The 24,386-nt window shown below is 46.5% G+C and carries 32 protein-coding genes and 2 pseudogenes; 16 read left to right on the plus strand and 18 right to left on the minus strand.

Annotation, left to right across the window (positions count from 1 at the left end):
* Positions 1 to 186: 186 nt before the first annotated feature.
* The 8 genes and pseudogenes from RS881_RS54670 (at position 187) to RS881_RS54705 (ending at position 6,257) form a co-directional block, all read left to right on the plus strand.
* A complete protein-coding gene (locus RS881_RS54670) occupies positions 187 to 1,110 on the plus strand; it encodes a hypothetical protein (RefSeq protein WP_315818481.1) in 924 nt (307 codons plus the stop codon).
* Positions 1,026 to 1,961 carry a hypothetical protein gene (locus RS881_RS54675; RefSeq protein WP_315818482.1) on the plus strand — a complete coding sequence of 312 codons (936 nt, stop codon included), beginning with the start codon at positions 1,026 to 1,028 and terminating at the stop codon, positions 1,959 to 1,961. Before RS881_RS54670 ends, RS881_RS54675 begins: the two co-directional genes overlap by 85 nt.
* Before the next feature lie 50 nt (positions 1,962 to 2,011).
* Complete coding sequence (locus tag RS881_RS54680) at positions 2,012 to 2,701, plus strand: hypothetical protein (protein WP_315818483.1); 690 nt, start codon at positions 2,012 to 2,014, stop codon at positions 2,699 to 2,701.
* 14 nt (positions 2,702 to 2,715) lie between these two features.
* Complete coding sequence (locus RS881_RS54685) at positions 2,716 to 4,347, plus strand: T9SS type B sorting domain-containing protein (protein ID WP_315818484.1); 1,632 nt, start codon at positions 2,716 to 2,718, stop codon at positions 4,345 to 4,347.
* Between the two features lie 80 nt (positions 4,348 to 4,427).
* Positions 4,428 to 5,084: a DUF2252 family protein gene (locus RS881_RS54690; RefSeq protein ID WP_315818485.1), complete on the plus strand. Its 657-nt coding sequence runs from the start codon at positions 4,428 to 4,430 to the stop codon at positions 5,082 to 5,084.
* The gene (locus tag RS881_RS54695) at positions 5,018 to 5,647 is read left to right on the plus strand and encodes a DUF2252 family protein (RefSeq protein WP_315818486.1); all 630 of its coding nucleotides are present in this window, start codon (positions 5,018 to 5,020) and stop codon (positions 5,645 to 5,647) included. Before RS881_RS54690 ends, RS881_RS54695 begins: the two co-directional genes overlap by 67 nt.
* Position 5,648: 1 nt before the next feature.
* Positions 5,649 to 6,022: pseudogene (locus RS881_RS54700) on the plus strand (MgtC/SapB family protein).
* A complete protein-coding gene (locus RS881_RS54705) occupies positions 6,009 to 6,257 on the plus strand; it encodes a hypothetical protein (protein WP_315818487.1) in 249 nt (82 codons plus the stop codon). Before RS881_RS54700 ends, RS881_RS54705 begins: the two are co-directional and overlap by 14 nt.
* A gap of 147 nt (positions 6,258 to 6,404) precedes the next feature.
* Here the strand turns inward: RS881_RS54705 and RS881_RS54710 are convergent, their stop codons facing one another.
* The 18 genes and pseudogenes from RS881_RS54710 to RS881_RS54795 all read right to left on the minus strand — a co-directional run bounded on the left by RS881_RS54710 (position 6,405) and on the right by RS881_RS54795 (position 15,032).
* A complete protein-coding gene (locus RS881_RS54710) occupies positions 6,405 to 6,710 on the minus strand; it encodes a hypothetical protein (RefSeq protein WP_315818488.1) in 306 nt (101 codons plus the stop codon).
* A complete protein-coding gene (locus RS881_RS54715) occupies positions 6,656 to 6,853 on the minus strand; it encodes a hypothetical protein (protein WP_315818489.1) in 198 nt (65 codons plus the stop codon). The genes RS881_RS54710 and RS881_RS54715 overlap by 55 nt, the downstream gene beginning before the upstream one ends.
* A 301-nt stretch (positions 6,854 to 7,154) precedes the next feature.
* Positions 7,155 to 8,185 (minus strand): annotated as a pseudogene (locus tag RS881_RS54720) (glycosyltransferase family 2 protein).
* A gap of 49 nt (positions 8,186 to 8,234) precedes the next feature.
* The gene (locus RS881_RS54725) at positions 8,235 to 9,182 is read right to left on the minus strand and encodes a polysaccharide deacetylase family protein (RefSeq protein ID WP_315818490.1); all 948 of its coding nucleotides are present in this window, start codon (positions 9,180 to 9,182) and stop codon (positions 8,235 to 8,237) included.
* Entirely contained in the window at positions 9,104 to 9,685 is a 582-nt protein-coding gene (locus tag RS881_RS54730) for a glycosyl hydrolase family 18 protein (protein WP_315818491.1), read from the minus strand. The genes RS881_RS54725 and RS881_RS54730 overlap by 79 nt, the downstream gene beginning before the upstream one ends.
* Positions 9,686 to 9,794: 109 nt before the next feature.
* Positions 9,795 to 9,986 (minus strand): hypothetical protein, encoded by a 192-nt coding sequence (locus RS881_RS54735; protein ID WP_315818492.1) that lies wholly within the window; start codon positions 9,984 to 9,986, stop codon positions 9,795 to 9,797.
* Positions 9,987 to 10,110: 124 nt separating this feature from the next.
* Positions 10,111 to 10,395, minus strand: coding sequence for a hypothetical protein (locus RS881_RS54740; protein ID WP_315818493.1), 285 nt, complete (start codon positions 10,393 to 10,395; stop codon positions 10,111 to 10,113).
* 167 nt (positions 10,396 to 10,562) lie between these two features.
* Positions 10,563 to 11,174: an SDR family NAD(P)-dependent oxidoreductase gene (locus RS881_RS54745; RefSeq protein ID WP_315818494.1), complete on the minus strand. Its 612-nt coding sequence runs from the start codon at positions 11,172 to 11,174 to the stop codon at positions 10,563 to 10,565.
* Positions 11,162 to 11,347 carry an NAD(P)-binding domain-containing protein gene (locus tag RS881_RS54750; RefSeq protein WP_315818495.1) on the minus strand — a complete coding sequence of 62 codons (186 nt, stop codon included), beginning with the start codon at positions 11,345 to 11,347 and terminating at the stop codon, positions 11,162 to 11,164. Before RS881_RS54750 ends, RS881_RS54745 begins: the two co-directional genes overlap by 13 nt.
* A gap of 229 nt (positions 11,348 to 11,576) precedes the next feature.
* On the minus strand, positions 11,577 to 11,750 hold the full coding sequence (locus RS881_RS54755; RefSeq protein WP_315818496.1) for a hypothetical protein: 174 nt from the start codon (positions 11,748 to 11,750) through the stop codon (positions 11,577 to 11,579).
* 1 nt (position 11,751) lies between these two features.
* On the minus strand, positions 11,752 to 12,081 hold the full coding sequence (locus RS881_RS54760) for an outer membrane beta-barrel protein (protein ID WP_315824930.1): 330 nt from the start codon (positions 12,079 to 12,081) through the stop codon (positions 11,752 to 11,754).
* Positions 12,012 to 12,599 (minus strand): TonB-dependent receptor domain-containing protein, encoded by a 588-nt coding sequence (locus RS881_RS54765; protein ID WP_315818497.1) that lies wholly within the window; start codon positions 12,597 to 12,599, stop codon positions 12,012 to 12,014. Before RS881_RS54765 ends, RS881_RS54760 begins: the two co-directional genes overlap by 70 nt.
* On the minus strand, positions 12,596 to 12,829 hold the full coding sequence (locus RS881_RS54770; protein ID WP_315818498.1) for a hypothetical protein: 234 nt from the start codon (positions 12,827 to 12,829) through the stop codon (positions 12,596 to 12,598). The genes RS881_RS54765 and RS881_RS54770 overlap by 4 nt, the downstream gene beginning before the upstream one ends.
* Complete coding sequence (locus RS881_RS54775; protein WP_315824931.1) at positions 12,811 to 13,638, minus strand: TonB-dependent receptor plug domain-containing protein; 828 nt, start codon at positions 13,636 to 13,638, stop codon at positions 12,811 to 12,813. Before RS881_RS54775 ends, RS881_RS54770 begins: the two co-directional genes overlap by 19 nt.
* Complete coding sequence (locus RS881_RS54780) at positions 13,638 to 13,826, minus strand: hypothetical protein (protein ID WP_315818499.1); 189 nt, start codon at positions 13,824 to 13,826, stop codon at positions 13,638 to 13,640. Before RS881_RS54780 ends, RS881_RS54775 begins: the two co-directional genes overlap by 1 nt.
* 341 nt (positions 13,827 to 14,167) lie before the next feature.
* Positions 14,168 to 14,449, minus strand: coding sequence for a helix-turn-helix domain-containing protein (locus RS881_RS54785; RefSeq protein ID WP_315818500.1), 282 nt, complete (start codon positions 14,447 to 14,449; stop codon positions 14,168 to 14,170).
* Between the two features lie 20 nt (positions 14,450 to 14,469).
* Positions 14,470 to 14,625 (minus strand): hypothetical protein, encoded by a 156-nt coding sequence (locus RS881_RS54790; RefSeq protein ID WP_315818501.1) that lies wholly within the window; start codon positions 14,623 to 14,625, stop codon positions 14,470 to 14,472.
* Positions 14,619 to 15,032, minus strand: a complete 414-nt coding sequence (locus RS881_RS54795) for a hypothetical protein (RefSeq protein WP_315818502.1) — start codon at positions 15,030 to 15,032, stop codon at positions 14,619 to 14,621. Before RS881_RS54795 ends, RS881_RS54790 begins: the two co-directional genes overlap by 7 nt.
* A gap of 560 nt (positions 15,033 to 15,592) precedes the next feature.
* Between RS881_RS54795 and RS881_RS54800 the strand changes: the two genes are divergently transcribed.
* The 8 genes from RS881_RS54800 to RS881_RS54835 all read left to right on the plus strand — a co-directional run bounded on the left by RS881_RS54800 (position 15,593) and on the right by RS881_RS54835 (position 24,038).
* Entirely contained in the window at positions 15,593 to 16,408 is an 816-nt protein-coding gene (locus RS881_RS54800) for a DUF6597 domain-containing transcriptional factor (RefSeq protein WP_315818503.1), read from the plus strand.
* Positions 16,409 to 16,496: 88 nt separating this feature from the next.
* Entirely contained in the window at positions 16,497 to 17,297 is an 801-nt protein-coding gene (locus tag RS881_RS54805; RefSeq protein WP_315818504.1) for an isocitrate lyase/PEP mutase family protein, read from the plus strand.
* An 11-nt stretch (positions 17,298 to 17,308) separates the two neighbouring features.
* Complete coding sequence (locus RS881_RS54810) at positions 17,309 to 17,689, plus strand: YybH family protein (RefSeq protein WP_315818505.1); 381 nt, start codon at positions 17,309 to 17,311, stop codon at positions 17,687 to 17,689.
* Between the two features lie 192 nt (positions 17,690 to 17,881).
* On the plus strand, positions 17,882 to 18,469 hold the full coding sequence (locus RS881_RS54815) for a hypothetical protein (protein ID WP_315818506.1): 588 nt from the start codon (positions 17,882 to 17,884) through the stop codon (positions 18,467 to 18,469).
* 802 nt (positions 18,470 to 19,271) lie between these two features.
* Entirely contained in the window at positions 19,272 to 20,132 is an 861-nt protein-coding gene (locus RS881_RS54820; RefSeq protein ID WP_315818507.1) for a CARDB domain-containing protein, read from the plus strand.
* Positions 20,098 to 21,111, plus strand: coding sequence for a hypothetical protein (locus RS881_RS54825; protein ID WP_315818508.1), 1,014 nt, complete (start codon positions 20,098 to 20,100; stop codon positions 21,109 to 21,111). The genes RS881_RS54820 and RS881_RS54825 overlap by 35 nt, the downstream gene beginning before the upstream one ends.
* Positions 21,078 to 22,925 carry an MBG domain-containing protein gene (locus RS881_RS54830; protein ID WP_315818509.1) on the plus strand — a complete coding sequence of 616 codons (1,848 nt, stop codon included), beginning with the start codon at positions 21,078 to 21,080 and terminating at the stop codon, positions 22,923 to 22,925. Before RS881_RS54825 ends, RS881_RS54830 begins: the two co-directional genes overlap by 34 nt.
* A gap of 420 nt (positions 22,926 to 23,345) precedes the next feature.
* Entirely contained in the window at positions 23,346 to 24,038 is a 693-nt protein-coding gene (locus RS881_RS54835) for a TIGR02117 family protein (RefSeq protein WP_315818510.1), read from the plus strand.
* Positions 24,039 to 24,386: the final 348 nt, after the last annotated feature.

The following is a 24,386-nucleotide window of genomic DNA, read 5'->3' on the forward strand; positions in this document are numbered from 1 at the left end:
TAATATTTATATTTGTTTATGACCACCCCCTGGCCTGCACCGAGTAGCAAACCAATGCTAATTGCTGTAGTATGCATCCTATTCGCATACTGCCTGCAGGCACAATCACGACAAAACATTTACCCCCAACCCATACAGCCCGATTCCTTCATCAAATGGCAACACCGCGTCCCATTAGCCAATGCCTTGAAGGTATCCCGATCCACCGCCACGGCCCGTACCACCGCCGCCCCTTGCAACAACAGCACCTTTCAACTAAAGATACCCGTAGCTCCAGGTGAACAGGTGGTACTGTCTGAATTACAAACCTTTCCCAACAACAACTACCTGGCGGCTGGTACCATCACACTGGCCAATGGAGCCAAAGAAGGTTTGCTCCTGGTGCTTTCCAACGATGGCAATATCCTTGCCCAGAAAAGATTGCGCATCAACAACCAGCCCACCATCATCGCCGACGCCAGGATTTCCCTCACCGGTGATATTTATATTGCAGGGCTATTTGCCGATGGCACCCAGGCCACCTTTATGGCCAGGTTCAAAGACAACCTTTCTGCCACCTGGATAAAAACAGTCAACGAAACCGAATTGCCCGTTAAGGTCACACTAGACCTTTTCAGACTTAATTTTATAGCCGTAGCCGTTCAACTGGCCAATTCCATCCACTATAAAGCCTATGACGAAACAGGCAACCCGCAATGGAATAAAAAAGTAACACCCACCTCCTTAACCGGACTCGTGGGCTTTAGTACCCTCATGAACGGAAAATTAGGACTGGTTACCAATTGCCAGTTCAACGGGAACCCAGCTGTACAGGTATTTGATATTGATATAACAACCGGGGTTTTGATCACCACCCATATCGAAAACAATGGGCCTGCCGAAAGCAAGGCAATGGCCACTACGGGGTTCAATGAAAGGTTGAACATATTGGGCGTTACCAAAAACACCGGTGGCGGATATGATGGCTTCAGGAATAATATTTATGGTTCCGAAAAAGCGAAACCGTACATAAGTACCAGGTACCTGTGGCCCTTCACCTGGGCGTTACTGCAGCGATGGATAATGCAGGTGATGCCTTGGGTTATTTCCTGCCCGCCTCCGGACAGTTGATATTCATCAAGCATTTCTCCTATAATAATACAGCGCCCGAATTTTGCAGGGAGTATGCCGTACTCAATGCATCTTCCATTGCCGGTATCGCCCGCTCCTTCGATGGCGGTTTTCTTTTTGGTCTCAATAGTACTACGGCAGATCATATCATCCTGATCAAAACCGACAGTATCGGCACATTGCCCACCTGTGGCTACCAAACACTTACTATCAATAGCACCGAAACCATCCTCGAACCCAATACGCCCATCGCTGCCTTCACCGTCAACCCAACCAGTATTGGCATCAATGCCCCCGTTACCGATATCGCCAGCGCCTATGCTCCCAGTTTCGATTGCAGGGAATACTTTTGCCCCAAAGATCCGCTGGAGGATAGCTGCCTAAGTACCTATTACAAAACCTTCCGTTCCAATAGCTATGTTGATGTAATTTCTCAATACCACTTACTACGTGGCAATAAACAATTCATCGCTACTGCCAGGTATGACCGTATACTGGGCGGAATGAATCAGATTACTTATGGCCTGAAAATATTGAACGAAAAAGGCGCTTTATTAAAAGCAGTATCCGTATATGACAATACCAGCTCCCTACCCATCAAAGCCATTCCGGTAGATAGCCAATACGTAGCCCTGGTATCAAACGTATCTTTTAATAACCAGCCACGGTACAACGTAACCATCGTTGATGAAGATCTGCAACAAGTATGGAGCAAAACCTTTTCCCCTTCCGGCTGGTATGCAGGTGGCATGACCATAGGAGACATACACAGGGACGCCGAAGGAAATTATTACTTCATTAGTTGTAATCTGGGTTTTATGGAAAACCCAAAGCGTTCGTTTACAAAGTAGATGCAGCAGGAAACGACCTCTGGGCAAAGTACTATGAGATCAACTCCAATGTGTTTCTGGGTACCATCTGCGCTACCACTACACCGTCCAGTCTCATCCTTGTAGCAGAGGCCACCAATGGCATATCCATCAGACTGGATAAGACAACCGGACAAGTGCTCAACAGCTATGCTTTCCTCAAAAACACAGATGGTATGATGTACACACGGAAACTGACCTATGATGCAGGACATATCTTTTATGCCGGCTCCAATACAAATTTATTGGTCGGTCTTTTCGATACCACAGGCCGCCCTGTTAAGATGCTGACTTCATCCGATGCAGGCTCCATGATGCGGGCCGCCACGGCCAGAGACGGCTATCTCTACGTTAATTACAATTATTGGAATGGCAGCCGGTGGAATGAAGCAATGCTAAAGGCTGATACGGCCCTCAATATCCTGTATGCAAGAGATTATGAGCTGGAACGATTCCGTGTTAGCCGGGGCATTGGCGTTAGCGATGGCGGTTATATGTATTCTGGTGGCAACTACCCCTATGGAGTTGGCGGTAACAATTGGGAAACCTTTATCATCAAATATGGGCAGGAGGGCGAAGTAGGCACTTGTTCCGGCAGTTCCAAACCTGCTAACCTCTCCGAAATCCCCTCAATACTACCCCCATTACCTGTACACCATTCACCATCAATTACCCGGCGTCTACTTTTACATTACAATTTCTCCCCGATCAATCCGCTTTAAACCTGGGCTCCATTGTGTGCAATACCGTCCAGGAATGCTCCTTCTTAGATGTATTGGACCCCGGCAATATTTGCCAACTCAATACAGATATTACCATTTCATTCAACAAAGACCCCAATTGCACCATCAAACCACAATGGAAATACGATACCAGCATGGTTACCCTGCAGTGCGTAAATGCCAATTCAGTAGTCCTGCGTTTTAAAAAAGACGGCCAGGTATGGATCAAAGGCAAATTGAATACCGGGTGCAAGATCTTTGAAGGCAGCATACTGCTAAACATACAAAAAGAACCTTCCTCCCTGACCCTTGGAAAAGATACCCTACTCTGCCCTGGCGATTCAATAACCTTAAAGGCAGGCACCGGCTATGCACAATATACCTGGCAGGATGGATCAACCGGCATTGAATTCAAAGCAAAACAAGCCGGCCAATACTTTGTAAAAGTGGCCAACTCCTGTGGCGATGAGTTTGCAGACACCATTAACATCAATCCCGCCATTGTACCTCCATTAACCCTGGGGCAAGATATAGTAGCCTGCATACAGGATACCCTGGCATTATTGGCTTCTCCTGGTTTTGCAAAGTATAACTGGTCACCCGGCGGTCTACTCCTTGGACAGGGTCAGCAAGTAAAGGTGGCGCCTTACCAGGATACCTCGATCATCGTACAGGGTATTACCAACGATGGCTGTTCCGCAAAAGATACCCTCTCTATAAAACTCTTGTTCCCCCAACCTGTTCGCCTGGGCGCCGATACCAGCTTTTGCGCTTCCGATTCCATCACCCTTACAGCAGGGACGGGATACCTCCAATACCAATGGAGCACAGGTAGTATCTCCGCTACCATCACCGCCAAAAATGCAGGGAGCTATTATGTAGCAGCCAAAGACCCCAATGGCTGTTTTTCCCGCGACACACTCCGCGTACTTCAAACCTATTCCCTGCCAGTAGTTTCATTGGGCGCCGATCAGGACCTTTGCGCAGGCAGTCCCAAACTACTCGATGCCGGCAGCCACACTACCTACCAATGGCAGGATGGTAGTACCAACCGCACCTTCCAGGCAGCAGCAGCGGGCCATTACTGGGTTACCGTTACCAACAACCACCAATGCGTAGGTAGCGACAGTATACGTATCAATAAGATCAATCCGCTTCCTGCCGAATTCCTTAAATCGGTTGATTCTATCTGTAAATATTCCAAACTCACCCTGGTGCCCGCTAAAACATACAAGCACTATCAATGGTCTACAGGTTCCAGCAATGCAACAACCCAAATCAACAAACCCGGTTTGTATGTATTGACAGTAACAGATAACAATGGCTGTGTAGGAAAAGACACTACCCTGGTATTTCAGAAGGATTGTCTGTATGGCGTATTTATCCCCAACGCTTTTAGCCCCAATGGCGACCGGCAAAATGATGTATTCAGGGCCCTCGTATATGGGCCAACCCTGCAATTTAACTTGCAGGTCTACAACCGGTATGGCGAACGCGTATTTAATACCACCGATCCCGACAAAGGCTGGGATGGTACCTATAAGGGAAAACCTTGCGATAATGGCAGCTATATATGGGTATGCAGCTATCATATTGAGGGAGGTGTGCCCGCCTTCCGCAAAGGTCATGTGATCCTCACACATTAAGCCCTTGTACCCTATCCCTGCCAGAAGGATCCATCCCATAAGATGGCCCTTTAACAGAGTTTTGGTAACTTACAAATACAATGAGCCGAGACATCCCATTAATCATAAAGAACTTCAACGCCAACAGAGACCAGCAGGTGCTGCCCCTTAAATACGAGGCTATGCTGGAAAGCCCCTTCCGGTTTTTCAGGGGCACCTGCCACTTGTTTTATGATGACCTCCTCAACAATTATCCCTTTCAGCCCTCACCTGCTGCCTGGATCTGTGGCGACCTGCACCTCGAAAACTTTGGTAGCTACAAAGGCGAAAACAAACTGGTGTATTTCGATATGAATGATTTTGACGAAGGAATAAAAGCACCTTTATTGTATGATATTTCCAGGCTACTGGTTTCACTTGAATTGGCTTTAACCGCCATTCAGTTACCCAATAAGGAAAAGAAGAAATTCGTTCAGCAATTATTACAACAGTACCGCTTTGCCCTTGTAAAGAACAAAGCCCTCAATATTGAGAAAGAAACTGCTACCGGCTTGATCAATAAACTGATCAATAAAGTAGCCGGGAGGACCAAAAACGACCTGCTGGCCAAACGCACCAACAATAAACCCCAAAACGCCAAACTGATAGTAGACGACAAGCTCCTGAAACTGCCTAAAAAGAAAAAGCCGCCTTGGCCGGGTCACTCGAGCAATGGTTTGCCAATAGTATCCATGCCGGTTTCCGGGTGGCCGATATAGGGTTCAGGATCGCAGGCACTGGTAGCATTGGTGTAAAACGTTATGTATGTTTACTGGAAAATGAAGCCAACCCCAAACAAAAAAGGTTGATTGATATAAAGATGGCCCTGCCTTCTTCCATTATTGCCCCCTCCCATTTGCAACAACCCGCCTGGAAAGATGAGGCCGAAAGGATCATACGCGTACAGGATATGATGCAACACGTTACACCCGCTTTCCTGTCGCCCTTTCACCACCAGCACGAGTGGTATGTCGTCCGGGCCATTCAACCCACGGCCGACAAGATAACCGTCGACAATTCCTGGAAACCAGGCGGCCTGATAGACCAATACCTAAGCGATCTGGCCCTGCTTACTGCCTCTGCCCACCTGCGCAGCAGCGGCCGATATGGCGCCGCCACCGCCGATGACCTAAAGGCTTTTGCCGAAGACAGCTCCTGGGAACTTCCCCTGGTACAATGGATACAACAATATGCCGTGCAGGTATCGAAAGATTACACTGTTTTTCCAAAGCTTTTAAAGCAGGCTATTTCAACCCTTAATAATTTGCAGTATGAACAATGAAATGCTACTTCGCCTCTTATTGGCAGCATTATGGGGAGGACTGGTGGGCGCCGAACGCGAATACCGCAGTAAGTCGGCCGGCTTTCGTACCATGATCACCATCTCCATGGGCTCCTGCTTTTTACCATGATGTCCATGCTCATTGGTACCGCCAGTAGCCCCGACCGCATAGCTTCCAATATTGTAACCGGTATCGGCTTCCTGGGCGCCGGTGTTATCTTCAGGGGCGATAACCGCGTGAATGGCATCACCACCGCTGCTTCTATCTGGGCGGTAGCGGCTGTGGGCATGGGTATCGGCGCCGGTTATTATTGGCCTGCTGCTTATGCCAGCATACTCATCCTGATCGTACTGGCTTTTTTTGCCCCGTATTGAAAACGTCATCGACAAACTCAACCAATCAAAAACCTATACCGTTAACTGCACCTTTTCGGGTGATGCCAAAAAACAGTTTGAACTCATATTTCACCAGCATTCCTTGAAATTCAAAACCGTCAGTGAAATAAAAACGAAAATGAATTGTCCATCATCTGGCAGGCTTATGGCCACGCCAAAAACACCAGGCTTTCATCGCGGATATGATGCAACATCCCGCCGTAAAAAGATTTGAATACTGATACATCTTCCATACCTGCGCCTATAAAAGCCCCGTCTCAACACCTTCATGCATTCCCCCTCGAAGCAGGTAACACAAAGCTTACCCTCTAACCCTTCCTGCTCACAGCTCGTAGCTTTTCTCCAAATAAAAAGCCCCGGTTTAGAAACCAGGGCTCTTGCAGAATGAACGGGAAACTGTACACGTAACCTTAACAACTATATTAGCTTTTCTTCTTGTTGGCCTTATACCGCTTATCGGGCGTGCCATCTTTTTCAATGGTCCTGCGGCTGTTCCCTGGTTCGCTTTGTACCGCTTGTCCGGCGTACCGTCTGCCTTAAGCGGCCCGGTAGCAGCAGTAACTGGTGTCGAGGAGGCTTTCACCGCCTGCTTCTTTTCTTCTGCCTTGGCTGCTACGGGTGTAGTGGCTGTTGCGGTAGGCTTCGCCGCCTTGTCGATGGCCACCACCTTCGCATTTTCTTTTTCTCATTTGTTTTCTTTACTACCTGCAGTTTAGCAGGATTCTCTTTCTTGACAGCCGGTGCAGTTTGTGCAAACGTTGCCGTACTAAAACCTGCCAGGATAAGGCCGGCAATAAGTAACTTTTTCATGTTTTGTTATTTAATCGTTTAAGTAAATGTAGGAAGGTCAGCACTTACAATATTGGTCATTCGATGAACAGGCAAATACGATCGTTGAATAGAAAGCCCGTAAAAATAAGAGCGGCTTATCAATATTGCAAGTACCCAACTCCATTAAGCACCCAATCCATTACCCGCCAATTGCCGCACATTCCCTGTACGTTTTAATACCCCCACCCCTGGCTTTCGCCCTTTATCGCTTTACGGATCGCTTTAAACAAAATAAAATACATCAACTGCCTGTATACAAACCGCTGCGGAATGAGCCAGATCAGCTTGGCCGGCTTCTCCCCTCAAAAGCAAAAGCAATCATACTCACCAATATATCCACCCCAAAGAAAATAAGATAATATAAGGTGATCTTATGCATACTGCCGGGATCGTGCCGGTTCCAGATCAAACTTAATATAAGCATCACATCCGCCAGCGGCGCCAATATGGGCAATAGTACCTGGAACAATAAAATATTGGGCAATGCTACCATACCGAGCGCTTTGTAGCGGCGATTAAAGCAGGCATCCCTGTTTTTCCAAAAACTTTGCATAATACCATAACTCCACCGGAACCGTTGTTTCATAAACTGCTTGAATGTTTCCGGCGCTTCCGTAATAGCTACCGCTTCTGTACAGTTTACTACCCGGTAACCACTGCGCAATAGCCGGATCGTAAGATCACAATCCTCGGCCAGCGTATCCGTGGTAAAACCGCCAGCCTGTTCAATGGCTTCTTTTTTAAAAGCCCCGATGGCACCAGGCACCACCGTAATGCCATTAACAAGGTCAAAGGCACGCCGGTCGAAGTTTTGCGCTGTTGTATACTCAATACTCTGCCACCGCGTAATCATATTCTTTTCATTGCCCACCTTTACATTGCCTGCCGCCGCACCAATGTCATTAGCACCGGTAACCATCTTCTGCATCAACTGCGTTACCGCATCCCTTTTCAATTGCGTGTCCGCATCAATACAGATCACATAAGCCCGGTCTGTTGCACCAATGCCATAGTTCAACGCCGAGGCCTTCCCCCATTGGCCTTCGTAAGCACCTTTACCTGGTTATGACCGCCAAATGCCTCCAGTACCCGCTGGTAAGTACTATCCTTTGAACCATCATCAACAAACACGATATTAAAATGCGGGTAATTCTGCTGCAACAGGTTCTCAATCGTTTTAACTGCATTCACTTCTTCATTATAGGCAGGAACAATAATGCTTACAGCAGGTAATATATCCGGCAATATATCCGGCGCCAGCCCCCGTACTTTCCTGCTCTTTATCTTTTGTAAGATGGCCATTACTGCCATCGCCCCAATTCAAAAAAGCCCAACAGGATAGCCACCCAAAAGGCAGCTGTTAAAAATGCTCCATCCAATACCCAACACTGGCAATATGCCCATTCAATTCCACCAGGTTATTGTGCACCCTTGGCATCACCACCTCCTTCGACTTACCCAACAAACGTGCAATAGTCGTAAACTGTATTCCCTTACTTTTGAAATAGTGGATGATCCTGGGCAAGGCATCTACAGTAGCCTGCCGGTTGCCGCCCGCATCATGCAATAAGATGATCCCTTTGGCAGGATTGGCCTCGTATTCACCAATCACCCTGGCATACACACTATCCGCCGTGATCCCTTTCTCCCAATCATTGGGATCAATACTTTCCCCTACCGTATAGTAATTCTTTTGCTTGCTTAAAGAAATTGGCTTTAATTCCACATCCGTAGTAGGTTCCGCATCTGCATTATAGGGCGCCCTAAACAACACCGTACTATGCCCCGTAATCGCTTCTATCAACAAGCGCGTGCTCTCCATTTCAGTAGCCGCCCGCTCACTACTTACTGCCGCAATATTGGGGTGCGTAAAAGTATGATTGCCTATCTCATGCCCTTCCCGGTAGATCCGTTTTAAAAGCGGCAGGTTATTTTCAGCCTCCATGCCTACTACAAAAAACGCGGCAGGTACCTTTTCTTTCTTTAATATATCCAATACCTGGGGCGTGTATTCTGGATCAGGACCATCATCAAAGGTCAGCACCACCTGTTTGTGTACAATACCATATTTCCTGATCACATATTTCGTAGGCAATTGCACATAGTCCTGCTCCGCAATTAGCCCTTCCATACTGTCTACCGTAAGGTTTATTTTCCCGGGAGCCGGGTCCGTAATCACATTCAATACTTCCCCATCACCAATATAGTCCGGCCTTTCTACCGGTGTATTCACATACTCCAGGCTCTTAAAATCAAAAGGCTGCTGCTGCAGGTCCTTATTTTTAAGACTGCGATCATAAAACCCCACAACCTTTCATCTTCACTACCCAGCCGCCACAGGGCCGTACCCGCTGTACCATACTCATCCGCAAAACGCATCGTATTGAAGTTAGAGGCCGCATCATTAAAATATACTTCATGGCTTAAGCCATTCCCATCTGTATAGCGGTAATAATTATTGTAGGTATTGTTATCAAAATCAATGGTGGCATTGTATTGCTTAGCATTAGCCAGCGCCTGCTGATAAGTGACCGTTACGCCTTCCATATTTGTTGGCCAATCGTATCCGTAACCTGCAATACAAAGCACCAACTTGTTAGAGGGCACATCCCTGGCCGTTTCATCCAATACCTTTTCTATCCACTGTTGGCTGCTGATATTGCCCGGTACACTCGACGCATAATGCTCATCATAGGCCATCAGGAACATATAATCATTATAGGCCTGTAGCACCTTCAGGTTAAAGTCCTCATCATGCGGCATGATCTCCTGCGACACCAGGTAGCCTCTGGGATGCAGCCTTGCATACAACTCTTTTGAAAGGCGATGATGGGCGCATCACTCTTTTCTTTAAAATCTTCAAAGTCAATATTGATCCCCTGTAGTTCGTACTGGTCAAGGTATTTCACTATATCATTGATCAGCCTTTCTCTTTTACCGGGTTGTGCAAGATGCGGTGCATCATATTGCCATCAAACTCCCCTTCTCCCAGACTTTCATTCGTATTATTGATCAGTGGTACTATCCGCACATGCTTTTGCTTCATCAATTGCAACGCATTCATATCAATTTCTGTACGCAAGGTATCCGTAGCGGGATCTATAAAAACCATTCCGGTATCACCATATTGACCTTGTCCAGGTGTTGTTGCAATGAAAAGAACGACTGCGGGTCCCAGTCTACATAAAAAGCCGCCCGTACCTGTCCGCCCGCAGTAACAGTGGGAACACTATTTTTCAGCTGCTCATTTTTTGCTTCGCCCGCAGGAAGGCATCAAACCCTTTGTATTTCCTTATTTCCCGCTTATTGAGCCCGGCAGGAGTAACCGGGTTGGCCAGGCGGTGTAGCCTGTCTGCTTCATTCACCAATGCCGGCAGGCCCGGCTTAGATCCCCGCGCCAGGGTAATGATCACAATGGGCACCATCATGACCAGTATAAAGATCACCAGCCTGCCCGTCCATTGAAAAGTTCTCCACCGCCACTTGGAGCCCGTTTGAAAAATTTGTTTGTGGGTATTCATAAACTGTTAAGGTTAGTCCGTGTATTTTGCCCCTCAAAACTAGGCCAGTCCTATATCGGGCGTCCGGGCCAATCGGCAGGCAGGCAAAAAGCATCGTTGAAAAAGGCCCCAAAAATAAGGGCTGCCCCTTTGCAGGAACAGCCCTCGTATAGTAGAAGCGGGTGGAATTAATCATTGACCATGCCGCCCGTTAAATTGGCGCTGGTACCCGTAGTAACACCGGCCTTATCCGAAGCCATAAAAGCTGCCATATTACCCACCTGCTCAAGCGTGGGGAATTTACCCAGCAAGCTCCTGTGCACAAACTTCCATTCCTTCATGCGTTGCTCTGTAAGCGCATCTTGTTTAAACGTATGGTCAATACTTTCCTGCGATTCCGGCGATCCTGCCGAATGCAGGTAAATGGTGCGTACCCCATGCGGCCCCAGCTCGGCAGCCAGTGTTTTGGAAAGCGCTTCAATAGCCGCCCAGGCAGGTCCAAAACCCGTAGTGTAGGGTATAGGAATATGGCTGGGTATAGCCGTTATCATCATAATAACACCCGCCTCCTGCTTCACCATATGCCGCCCTGCCGCCGTGGCTGTCATAAATTGCGCCTTGGTATAATGCGTGATAGGAAGCGTAAAATCGTCCCAGCTTATTTCCGATAAAGCAGCCCCTTGCTTACCACCCTTTACGTTTGTAACACAGAATGAAATATCAATGCGCCCTGATTTGGCTACCACACCGTCAACAAAAGCATTAACCGAATCTTTATCCAATACATCTACTTCTCCCACCTCTGCTTGTCCCCCGCCTGGATAATATCGTCCGCCAGTTTCCTCGAACGGTTTTGTGTACGGGCGCCAATGTATACCATAGCTCCTTCACGTGCAAATGCCTTAGCAAGCGTACTTCCTATAGGGCCAGCCCCATAAATAACAGCCACCTTATCTTTTAGTAATTGTTCCATAAGCTATCAACGGTTATTGAATGTTGATCCTAAAAATAAACAAGCTTGCCCATACCCGGCGGGTGCTGGTACGACAAATAAAGGGGGCATTTGAGTAATCCTGTCACTTACTTCAGCTGCAACCTCACAAAGTCAGTCTTACGAAGGACTGTCAAAGGAACTTGTCGCTTGTCACCCGACCGAAAGGTTTTTCTTCCGGACTTTCCGACTAACGGACTTCCGGACTCTATCACAACCTCCCTTCCTCCTCCGTAGTCCTGTTTTGCCGTGCCTTTTGACGGGCCTTGCCAAACGTATAACTAAGGGCCAGGTTCACCCGCTGCATCCAATTGCGATGCGAGAGCCGGTTATTAATGAGCTGCTTCTCCCGGAACACATACCGCACAATATTCGTATTAAGCATATCATAAAAAGTTAAACCTGGTGTTCAACTTACCTTGCAACCAGCTTTTCTGCAAACCCCAATCCAATGACCCGATGGGTCTGATAAAATACAACCCATTCCCCGTTTTCGATTTATACTGATACGATAGATCAGTAGTAAAACCATGTGGCAGCGTAAATACATGACTGCCACTAAGCGAAAGATCAACAATATCAATCGAGTAATTCTTACCATGATAAGGCGTAAGCGTCATATTATAATAGATACCTGCATTTTGAATCACCTTCCACCATTTGGCAAGCGTGATCGTGTATCCCGCTTCGACATTCGCAAAATTGTTATACGGCAGGTTGCCCCCAGGTACAACAGCTCATTCGTTACACCGTTATACTCCGGGTACCGTGTCATCACATCCTCTTCTTTACCCAGGCTTATACCAATATTGAAATTCTTATGCGTATAAGACAAATTGAGTACACTGGTTACAGAAGGCAGCAGGTAAGGATTGCCCACCCAATAGTTAAGCGGACTTAGGTAAAACCGGAATGGATTAAGCTGTGCAAACCCAGGCCTGGTCATCCGCCGGGTAAATGAAACATTAACCTGTTGCTGCGCACCAAGGGCATAAGAAAAATTAGCGCCTGGAAGCCAGGTAAAATAATTCCTTTTCTTATTGGGTTCCTGCGTAAAAGCATTGGCTTCTGTATACGTATGTTCCAACCGTACACTAAGACGGAAACTCATTTTTTTAACTTTATAACTGTACACCGCATACCCTGCGCTGATGTACTCATCATACAAAAAGCGGTTGGTGCGCCCTGCATCCCGCACAAATAGATTGTCCTTGCTAAGCGTATCGTATTTCAAGTCATTATCCGTAGTGATAAAGGCAAACTTAGCCCCTGCCTCCAGGGTTCCCTGGAAAGGTCCCTGCTATAATCCACCTGTACCGTCCGCAGCAGGATATCATTTTTCATCGTCGTTTTCCAATAATTGATCAATTCACCGGTTAGCTGGTTCCTGTTTTGAATATCCTCCCCCTGCCGGTTTTTCGTTTGTGTAATATTGCTAAACACATTTAAACGGTTCTTCCCCACACCCCGTCATAACTTAGGTTAATGGCATTGTTACGCTGCGAAGGATCGGCCAACGTAATGTTTTGCGTGGCCATCAACTGGCGTTGCCGCGTGGAATCCGAAAAATCCAGCGTATTCACACTCCGGCGGTCCCGGTCCGAATCATACATCTTCCAGGAAAGGCCGATAGCCTGATCTTTCCTGATTAGATAATCAACACTCAATTGCACATTCAAATCATTTAGAGTCGTCCTGTTCAGCGTACGGGTAGCCATCCAGTTCGTATTGGCCAATTGTTGCAATGCCTGGTACAAATGCGGGCTCCTGCCACCTATATAACCGGCCCTAAGGCCATACGTAAGCTTCCTGGTGCCCAGCGTCAGGTTTAATGAATTATCAGCATACGTATACATGCTTTGCCGCAAGTTGCTGTTGATCGTTCCTTTCCAGCCCAACCCCTCGTTTTTAAGCTTGATATCAATGATCGCCTTGTACTGACCATCATACCGGGAAGAGGGGTTGCTGATAAGCTCTATTGATTCAATTAGTTCCGGCGATAGCCCATTGAGGTAAGTTTGCTGCTCCTCAGCACTCATGGCCGTAGGCTTCCCATTAATAAAAATAACCGGCGTATTTCTACCCGACATTAGCAACGTGCCATCCGGATTCACCGTCATTCCCGGCGCCTTCGTCAGAATATCCATTACATTGGAAGAAGTTTTAAAAAAACTATTGCCCGCTACCCGCAATACCGTCCGATCATCCCGGAATTGGATAGCCCGCTTTTCTCCACTTACCACCACCGCTTCCAGCAACTTTTGCTCCCGCATCAAGGCAATACGCCCCAGGTCAATGGCCCCTGAGCCAAACTGCTCACCAACAATTCCCGTCTTTGCGAACCGTATTCCAGCGAAGTAAATACCGCCATAAACCGGCCCGCTCTATTCACCGTAAGACCAAAATTACCAGCCGAGTCCGCCTGCACCCCTTGTACAAGAGAAGAATCCGGAAGGGCCAATAACGATACATTGACATAGCCAACACCTTTTGACTGCTGCCGTCAATCACCCTCCCCTTCACCATCACCTGGGCTTGTATAGAAAAAGTGCTCACTAATAGTAAGCAGGCCAATAAGCATACACTACGCATACAATTCAGTTAGCTTGCCCTTTTGCAGGCAAGTACCTAAATGTAGAAAGCCCACAGCCACAGCCCGTCCGGCTCTTTTATTCCGGATGTCCGGATTTATAAATCCGGACGTTCAACCTTACTGGAAAACTGCATAGCATTGATAATGATGCATTTACGAATATCCTGTTTTCTCCAGGTTTTCCTTGTAAAGCGCGGGCGTTGTAGCCTTTAATTTTTTGAAAGAAGTATAAAAGTGGATTTGGAATTGAAACCAACCTCATAACCGATCGCCTCCAGCGAAAAAGGATGGTTGGCAGCGATCATCAAACAGGCTCTGTTGATCCTGTATTCGTTGATATAGGAAGTAAAATTTTTACCCAGGTTATCATTCAATACCTGCGATAATTGATGACTTGATATGTTGATCGCTTTGGCCAGCTCACTCAACGTCAGGCCAGGGTTTTTAAACATTTCTTTTTCCACCATCACCTGCTCCAACTTGCTTAGCAATACAGCCGCACTGTCATCGCTTACTTTTTATGGGGGTATTTGACCGCAGCCGTGGTGGAATCGAATAACTCCTGCGGCTTTTTACGGTACAGCAACACAAAAATAATGGCATAAAGACTGAAAGAAAAGATGAGCGAGCCACTGAAATACATATTGCCGCCCCGCGTCATCACCATCGCCAGGAAAAAGAAGCGAAGATCACGATATTGGCCCCTACAATCGTCAATACCCATTTTTCAGTCCGTGATAAGCTACCCTGCACCCCGGCATGCCTGCCAAACAGTTTTGTAAGCGGCCCCTTAACGGCTATTACTGCAGCCCCCACATAAATAAACCATACCCCATAAATAACCTTTATGAAATAACGATTCCACAATTGGGGATAATCAGCATACGGGTACATGATCCCCACCCCTGCAATAAGGACCAATAAGCCCAGCAACTGCCACTTCCAGGCAACCGGCATCGTAGTTATTCGTCCCAGCGACGAACGAACATAAAAAGAGCATGGGGCCAATGAAAAAGCAGCCCGAAAGCCCCACCTGCAAGTAGATCCGCGCCAGCGAAGGATTAAAGTATACAAATACTGATTTCCCGATGCGGATGCTCAGCACCAACAATAAACAACCCAAAAAGAGATTGGGTAGCGACTTTTTCTTAGTCATGAATAGCAAATAGATGCCCAGGATAAGGCCATTAAAGGCCCCCAAAATGCCGAGAAAAACAATATGTACCTGCTGTCATTCATTGCAATACGATTTCTACCACCCGCCAATTGCCTGGCATTCAAAGTTACAATTTAACAATCAGTTCCGTTTTATACAATTCCCGGCAACAGGCCGTTCCTAATTTTACCTATTGTTGACGTAGGGGGCCTGTCGAAGAGCAGTCGAAAGAGGTGACACCTTTCGTTTTCTACGCAAGGGAAAGGTGTCACCTCTTTTGAATATCGATTTTCCTAGCACTCGCTCGCCTTCCCGCCGTATGGCGGATGAGGCTATTTTGTAGCCTCCGGCTACAGGCTTAAACAGTAGCCTAAAGCAGGCTGTATTAGGGTGGGTCGCTCTCTAAGGGGCGGCTCACCCTGGTGCAGGTACAAGCATTAGCAAAATCCGTCCCCCTTCGTATCTTTAATAAATAGATATGCACTATAGAGAGATCAAACCAGGCCAGTCTTTAAATCAGTATGTCAAATGCTACTACATCTATGAATCCAATTCATCCGTAGCGTTTGAAGATACCGTTTTCCCCAGCGGCAATATGGAGATCATCTTTAACCTGGGCGAAGGCCATTGGCAAACCGCCGTGGACGATCATTACATTACCACTCCGCCTATTGAATTATGGGGCCAAATTGTTCGCCCCCTGGCCATTAAGTCCATCGGCAAAAATACCATGCTGGGCATCCGCCTATATCCCCATGCCGCTGCCTGCTTCATGAATGAAAAAGCCGACCTGTTTACCAACCAGGTAGTAAGCTTTGCTGATGTTGCCGACAAAGCAGTGAATACCCTCCATGCCACCCTGTTGGAAATTCCGGCCTGGAACAAACGCATTGAACTGGTAGAAGCCTTTTTACTACACAAGCTGTCCCTCACAGAAAAGAAACTCAATAAGCTGGCAGTAGTAAACGATATCATGAATGAATTAAAGCAGCCCGACTTCTTTGATAACCTGGAGAATGTCGCCTCCCGCTACGGCATCACCTCCCGCTACCTGCAAAAACTGTTTTTACAATATACCGGCCTTACTCCTAAACTATACAGTAAGATCAACCGTTTTCAGCGCAGCCTGCAACTCATAACCCAAAACGATACCTCACTCACCTCCATTGCTTACGATAGTGGTTACTTCGACCAGTCCCATTTTATCCGCGAATTCAAATCTTTTACTGGTTATACACCTTCCGGTTATTCTATCGAGCGTTCACCTGTTACCTTAGCACTTGCTACTAATTAAGCTGTTCCGTTTTATACAATTCCGGTAGTATCCTCCATTATAATTTTGTTACTGATAATATCAATCATCGTTCAGTAAACAAATAACCATGCCTTCTTTATTTGATCATTTCAATAACCTGCACCACACACCCAACCTTTTTGTATTGCCCAATGCCTGGAACCCTGCAAGCGCCCGGTGGCTACAGGATAATCATTACCCTGCCATAGCAACCTCCAGCGCCGCTGTTGCCAATAGCCTGGGTTATGCCGACGGAGAAGATATGCCCTTTGCCGATTACCTCTTTATCATTAAAAGGATCCTAAGCTCCGTTACCATCCCAGTATCTGTAGATATCGAAATGGGTTATGCTGCATCCGACGAAGCCATTTATACCAATATTCAACAGCTTATTGATCTTGGCGTGGTAGGAATCAATATAGAAGATTCGACCCTGCTTAAAACAGGGCGCTCACTAAAGAATGCCAATACATTTGCCCGCACCATCGACTACCTGAGCAATCAACTAGCCACCCAACATGTGAACCTTTTTATCAATATCCGCTGCGATACATTTATCCTCAATGTGGAGAACAAACTTCAGGAAACCCTGCAAAGGTTGAAGTTGTATGAAACTACCGGCGCCCATGGCATCTTCCTACCCTGTATTGCCGAAGAAACAGACATCAAAACAGTGGTAAGCCATACCCATCTACCCCTGAACATTATGAGTATTCCCGACTTACCCGGCTTTGACACCCTGAACAATTGGGGCGTAAAACGCGTAAGCATGGGCCCCTTCTTGTTTAATAAAGTTTATGACCAGGTAGGCGCACTGGCACAAGCCACCCGCACCACCAATAACCTCTCTCCCTGTTTTCCTGAAATAGTATTATTTAACCACCAATAAAGTCAACTACAATGAATCTACCTACAAGAGCCGAAGATGCACACGCAACACTGGCAGCCGCCTTTAATACAGGCAATGTAGCCACCGTTATGAACATGTATGATGTTACTGGCATTATTGTACTCGAACCCGACAAACCGGTTTCCGGAAGAGAACAATTTGAAGAAGCCATCAAGGCCATTTTAGCCATCAAAGGAACCATGGAGATCAAAACCGTGTATTGCCTTCAAACCGGCAACCTGGCCGTTGGCCGCTCCGAATGGAATATCACCGATGGTAAGGAAGTTAAAGTGAGCGCCAAAGGCATTGAGGTAATGAAGCAACAACCCGATAGTACCTGGAAGATCGTGATCGACCACGCTTTTGGCGCCCTCGACAACCTCATAGCGTAACGTAAAAGCCCCCATCTGCCCCAACATGGCCTGGTATAGCAACCAGGCCATGTTACTGCCGCCTAACCCCTTAAACCTTGTTTTAACGGCCATTACCACCCGCCTGTCAAATTTCCCCTGGGATCAGGAAATAAATGGGAATTTAGGAAACCCCGCCTACCCTTCCATTAATAACCAGCCAATTCTATGCAGATGAAATCCATACAACCAACACTGTTAGTTATTGTAACTCTCTGTACCCTGCTTAGCGCCTTCTTTTTCTCCTGTGCCACCGACCCGGCAACCAAGCAACCCACGAGTGGTATCCCTTACCCCCAACCCCTTCCTGACTCCACTGCCCTTACCTTTTTACCCAACCTGGTTTCTAAAGACTCATTCGACTTCAATGCTGCCTTTTCACCTGATGGCAAGTCGTATTACTTTACCAGGAACATCAATCATAAAACAATTATTCATGTTTCCCATTATAATGATACCAACTGGACAGAACCAGTACCCATAAGCCTGGGGGCCAATGGCTACTCCGATGCCGACCCCGTATTTGCCCCGGATGGTAAATTCTACTTTATTTCCGATAGACCTAAAAACGTATCCGATACACTGTTCGACTTCGACATTTGGGTGGCCACCCCTTTAGCCAATAACAACTGGTCTGCCCCCAACGCCTGGAGGCCATCAATACCGACAGCAACGAATTCTATATTTCTTTTGCCGCCAATGGCAACCTGTATTTCGCATCCTCCCGGCCAGGTGGCTTTGGTGAAGAAGATGTTTATGTAAGCCGGTTAGTAAATACACAGTATACTGCCCCCACCAACCTGGGGCCTGCCATCAATACATCCCACGCAGAATTTGACCCATTTATTACTGCCCGGGAAGACCTGCTCATATTCGCCTCCTCTAACCGGGAGGATGGATTCGGTCGTGCTGATCTTTATTATGCCAAAGCAGCCAGCGATCAAACCTGGCAACCCGCTGTTCATTTCGATAACAAGATCAATACCAATACCCGCGACTTTTGCCCTTATTTCTCGCCCGATGCCAGGTACTTCTTCTTCAGTAGCGAGCGGAACGTAAAGTGGATCAGTGCAGCCTATCTAAAGAAGTCTATAGGATTATAAAGCAGAAAGGCCGGTAAATACCGGTCTGCTTATGAAAAATTAAGGTATAGGGGTGATCATATTTTTCAGCCCCGCCTTCTATCCTGTCAGGCTTTAAAATAAGGGTATCCCCGGACAAAGTAATTTCAGTAATGTTCTGTGGCAAGATCAATTGCGGTGGCCCGGGCAACACATTGAAATTTAACTTACTTTGACAAGTTTACCAATCCAACTGCCCCTTTTTCAGTTATCCCGCCCATGAAGCATTACCTGGCAATGGTTTTTTTATTATTACGCATGTCTATTACACAATAATTCTTCATTCCCCGAATTGGAAATAGTGTCAGTATCAATGCTTCCGGAAATAGGCAATTGGCTTTTGTGTTGATTCCATTTTTAGGAACAATATAGGGATGGCAGATTCCGTTACCCTTTACAATGTCCCCGTCATGCCTAAAGGCCGGGGCCCTAATCCTTTTCCCATGATAAAAACTGTACCTGCTTCCATTTTATCGCGATTTACAAATAACAAGGTTAAAACTTTTGTTACCGCTATTTCGATGATTGCAACCTGTACGGCTTACAGTAGCATTGCCCTATCATCCAATAAAGCGCCCGCAGCCTTAACCCCTGCCGCAAAAGACAATACCACGGTAGCTAAGTCCGGTAAGCGGATGGCCGCCCCAGCCAATATAAATCCAAATGATGTTGAAGTAACGGATGTAACGCCGGAGCTGGGAACCATGAGCAGGTTATGGTCCGACCAAAACCCTGTTACTACTACCATTACCAATATTGGAACCCTGGATCAGGCCGATGTATTGGTTGAGCTTACCGTTACGGGCCCCAATGCAGAAACCCTTACACAGACCATTCCCTTTCTGGCCGCCGGCAGCAGTACTACCGTAAGTTTTACATCCTCTATAATTGCTACCGCTTCACAAACTATTGAAGTGAAATTGCCCGACGACGATGACAACAGCAACAATACGAAGCAGGCCAACCAGGAAATAACCTGTAATAATTATGGCTATACCAGCACAGAAGCTATTTACGATGAATTTGGCTTTGGCTCCTCCACTGGTATTGTAAGCGCCCGGTACGTAGCCCCTGGTATTCCATTACAATTAACCGGTGTTACCGTACACCTGTCGAATAATAGTTCCAATATCGGAAAATCCATCACCGGCGTATTGCTCGATGAACTTGGCAATATCATTGCAGATTCAGAACCCTTCTATGCTACAGCCAGCGATTTGAATACTACCATTCAATTGCCTTTTTATTTCCCGGCGCCCCTGGAGGCGAATGCAGTTTTTTTTTGCAGGGATCAGACAAGATGAACCCGATCAGGCCCCGGTAGGGGTAGCCCTTCCTGCAACAACATTACCCAACCGGTATTTTACATTTGGCGACAATGGCGGTGCGGCTACCCACCATACTGATCTTGGAAGTTTAAAAATTGGAGTGATTGCTTCTGTAGCGGCAGAACTAACCAGGTCAGAGCCCGGACAGCTCATTGCAGGACAGCCGGTAACATTTACGGCAACAGCCGGTTTCCCTGAGTACACATTTAAAGTGAACGGAGTTACCACCCAGTCTTCCTTTGAAAATACCTTTACTTATTTCCCTGCCAATAATGATAAAGTGCATGTAGAAATTAACAGCAATGGCTGTACCTCACCGCCCATCGGGAATTATGTGATGAACGTAAAGAATATAACGCCTGCAAATGGCATTTTATATGTTAATAAGAACAACCCAACACCCGGTGATGGTAGTAGCTGGACCAGCGCGATGAGTGAACTGGCCGATGCCCTTCGCTGGGCCAAATCAAAAGAGGCCAATTGGACCTCAGCCGATCCCCTGCAGATATGGGTAGCTGGGGGAACCTATAATCCCCACTACAGTCCTGCCGACGATAACTTTGGTAAAGTCGACAGCCTGAACAACGCCTTCCTGCTGGTAAAAAATGTAAAGTTATATGGAGGATTTGGCGGCACCGAAGCTACTTTATCAGATAGAAACCTTTCACTGACCTTTCAAAAAAGTATTTTGAGTGGCGACTATGACAATGATGATATCATTACAGGTAGTGGCATAGATCTGGCCATCAACAAAAATAAATTGAACACCTGCCATGTGGTAATTGCTTCAGGCGATGTGGGAGATGCCCTGCTGGATGGCTTTACCATTACAGGCGGCAATGGCGATACCGAAGGGATTAACGATATACTGGTGAATGGAAATACCATTACTAAACTGGGCGGGGAGGCATCCACAATTATATGGCATCTCCCATATATTCCAATATCACTGTAAAAGGCAATAGAGCCGCCTATCATGGTGGTGGTGTATACAACGATCGCTCAAACGCCATTTACACCAACTTGCTGATTGTTGACAACCTATCAGAATTCCAGGGAGGGGGCATGGCCAACACCAATATCTCCGAGCCTATATTGACCAACCTGACCATTAGTGGTAATAATGCCGCAGTGGAAGGAGGAGGTTATATCAATATTTCTTCCAATACCCAGATACGCAATACCATCGTTTATGGCAACAACGTTGTTCCTTATGACGACAACAGCACGCCTTTCATTATCTATAGTTTGATAGAAGGCCTACCCGAAGACATCAACCTTAATAACCTGGATGGAAATCAAGATCCCTTATTCAATAATCCGGCGGCAGGTAATTATACTTTGAAAACAGGTAGCCCCGCTATTAATGCAGGTAGCTTTTTGTATTTTATGACAGGACAAACCCCGGATCTGACAGCCATTACTACCGACCTGGCCGGCAGACCCCGCACCAGCGCCAGTACTACCGACCTGGGCGCATTTGAATCCAGTAACCAGGATCAGCAGATAACGGCAGAAGATATTAACCGTACTTATGGTGACGAAGATTTTGAATTGACAGCCGTTGCCAGCTCGGGTTTACCAGTTACCTATTCATTAGCCAACAATAATGCGGTTGATCTTTACCAGGATGCACAGGATGGAAATAAATGGAAAATAAAGATCAAAAAAGCAGGCTCGGTAGTCATTACAGTAAGCCAGGGAGGAGATGTTACGTATGATCCTGCACCCAACGTAGAGATCCTGCTACTGGTAAACCGTAAAGAATTGACAGTAACAGCCGATAATAAAACAAGGATTTACGGAGCAAGCAATCCCATATTTACCATTAGTTATGCAGGATTTATAGGTAGCGACGGTGTGCAGGATATTACTGCACCCGATATCACAACAACTGCTACACCTGCCAGTGTACCTGGCAACTATCCGATCATACTTAAAAATGGAGATGCGATAAACTATGATCTTAAATTCGTACACGGGCTCCTTACCGTAGAAGGCGCACTCATTACTGTAAACCAACAGCCAACGGATCAGTCAATATGTGCCGGATCAAGTGCCTCCTTCACAACAACAGCAACCACCGCCGCACAGATCACTATTAGTTACCAATGGCAACAAAGCACCGACAACAATACATGGAATAATATCAACGGCGCCAATAAGGCCCAGCTCACTACCGCAGCGATGAATGACATGTACTATCGTTGTGCACTATCCGTCCCTGGCAGGGTGACCAATACCAATGCAGTAAAACTGGCGGTGAAACCATTTGAGAAACCGGTGATCAACCTGCCCAATTCCGTTTGCCTGGCAGAAGGCAGGGTTACCTTAACAGCATCCTTACCTGGTGGTGTATTCTCCGGTCCCGGGGTAAGCGGCGCAACCTGGTATATAGATACATTAAGACCCGGCTTACAAAGTGTTACCTATGCCTACAGCAATAACAATGGCTGTAGTACTACCGTAAGTAAAACGACCAGCCTGTCATTGTGCGGAGAGAAAAACCTGGTTACCGTAACCAAGGCCAATCCCAACCCAACTACCGGTCTGGTTACTGTAAAAGTACTGGTTACAGAGAATGCCCGGCAAAATGTGATTGTATCCAATGCCTTTGGACAGCAGGTATTGCAGAAGCAGGTACAGCTACGAAAAGGCTGGAATTATTTCACGCTCGACCTCACAAAACACCGTGCAGGCATCTACTTCATCACCTTAGCCGGATATGGAGAAGGACCAGCTACAGTAGTCCGCATCATGAAGGAATAATTGAGCGGTATGACGATATACTAATAACGTTACTCTAATAAGTTCATTCGATTGTATCCCTCAACAACAGCTACCTCTTAAAGGGTAGCTGTTTTTTTATGTGGCTGCCCAGGCGCCATGCAACAACACGATGTTAGTCTTGTTTGCCATACTGTTAAGTTTTAAAACAAAAATATTGCATCCGCTTAACGGCTTAGATCAGGAGGCTTTACATAAAGAAAACAGGTACTTGCTTTAGCAGTAGCAAAGTCGCAACCTGCAGTAAATTAAATAAGTTGTAAAAACTATAGGGGCATTAAACTACATAAATCCTATATATACAGGATTAAATGATTGTGACGGAAGGCAGAAAAAAATAGCGCGGGAGGTTACTTTTTCATGTTTTGGGAATAAAGAATATAACCATATCCCCTTAGCCCCTTGAAGAAAATTATTAAATATACCGGGTATACCTTATTAACCATTTTGGCCCTCCTGTTACTATACCTGGGTGCTGCCTGGGGCCTCTCACGAATTACCATCTCCGCCGAAAATAATAGCCAACCCGCCATTACCATTTATCTTAAAAGCAATGGCGTGCATACCGATATTGTGTTGCCGGTGAAAACAGACATCAAAGACTGGAGCCAAAGCATCCTGTATAAAAACACCCGCAATGCCGATACCACCTTGAAATACCTGGCAATGGGCTGGGGCGACAAAGGCTTTTATCTTGAAACGCCCACCTGGAACGACCTGAAGGCCAGTACCGCCTTTAAGGCAGCTTTTGGATTAAGCTCCTCGGCAATACATGCCACCTTTTACCATGAACTAAGAGAAGGAGAACAATGTGTAAAACTGACTATTGCCAAAGAACAATACCAGCGGCTCGTTGCCTTTATTGAAAATAGCCTGCAAACAGATCCTTTAGGAAATCCAATCGTCATTACTACCGATGCGCGGTATGGCAACAATGACGCCTTTTATGAGGCCAGCGGCAACTACAGTCTTTTCCATACCTGTAATACCTGGACCAATAATGCCCTGAAGGCATCCGGTCAAAAGCTTGCTGGTGGACGCCCTTTGACAAGGGTATATTTTACCAATACCAGAAACGCTAATTCAATGTTTTAACACCAGGGAAGGCCTTAAGTAAACACGCCACAAAAACGGGTCAAACAGATTCCCTGTCCGTCTTTGGTCCCTGTTTAGTCCCTCTTTGATTCGGACTTAAAATCGGTCAGAATCGATCAAAACAAGCTGTCAATACCCTTGAATGACGAAGTTCTGCTATACATATTTCAGCCGGAGGCCTGGTGAACCTGGAAAGCAACTTCGGAAAATCTTGCTTTTTACCAAAGCTGCCGAAGGGCCCCTCGATGGGTTGCCCTTCCGGAACAGCTATTGTATAACCAACTGTCACTTACAGCTTATATCCAATATGAATAGTGGGGAATACCGTCCATCGCTTTTCTTTATACT

Origin of the sequence: Paraflavitalea speifideaquila (assembly GCF_032395985.1) — a bacterium.
In the GTDB taxonomy this organism is placed as follows: Bacteria; Bacteroidota; Bacteroidia; order Chitinophagales; family Chitinophagaceae; genus Paraflavitalea; species Paraflavitalea speifideaquila.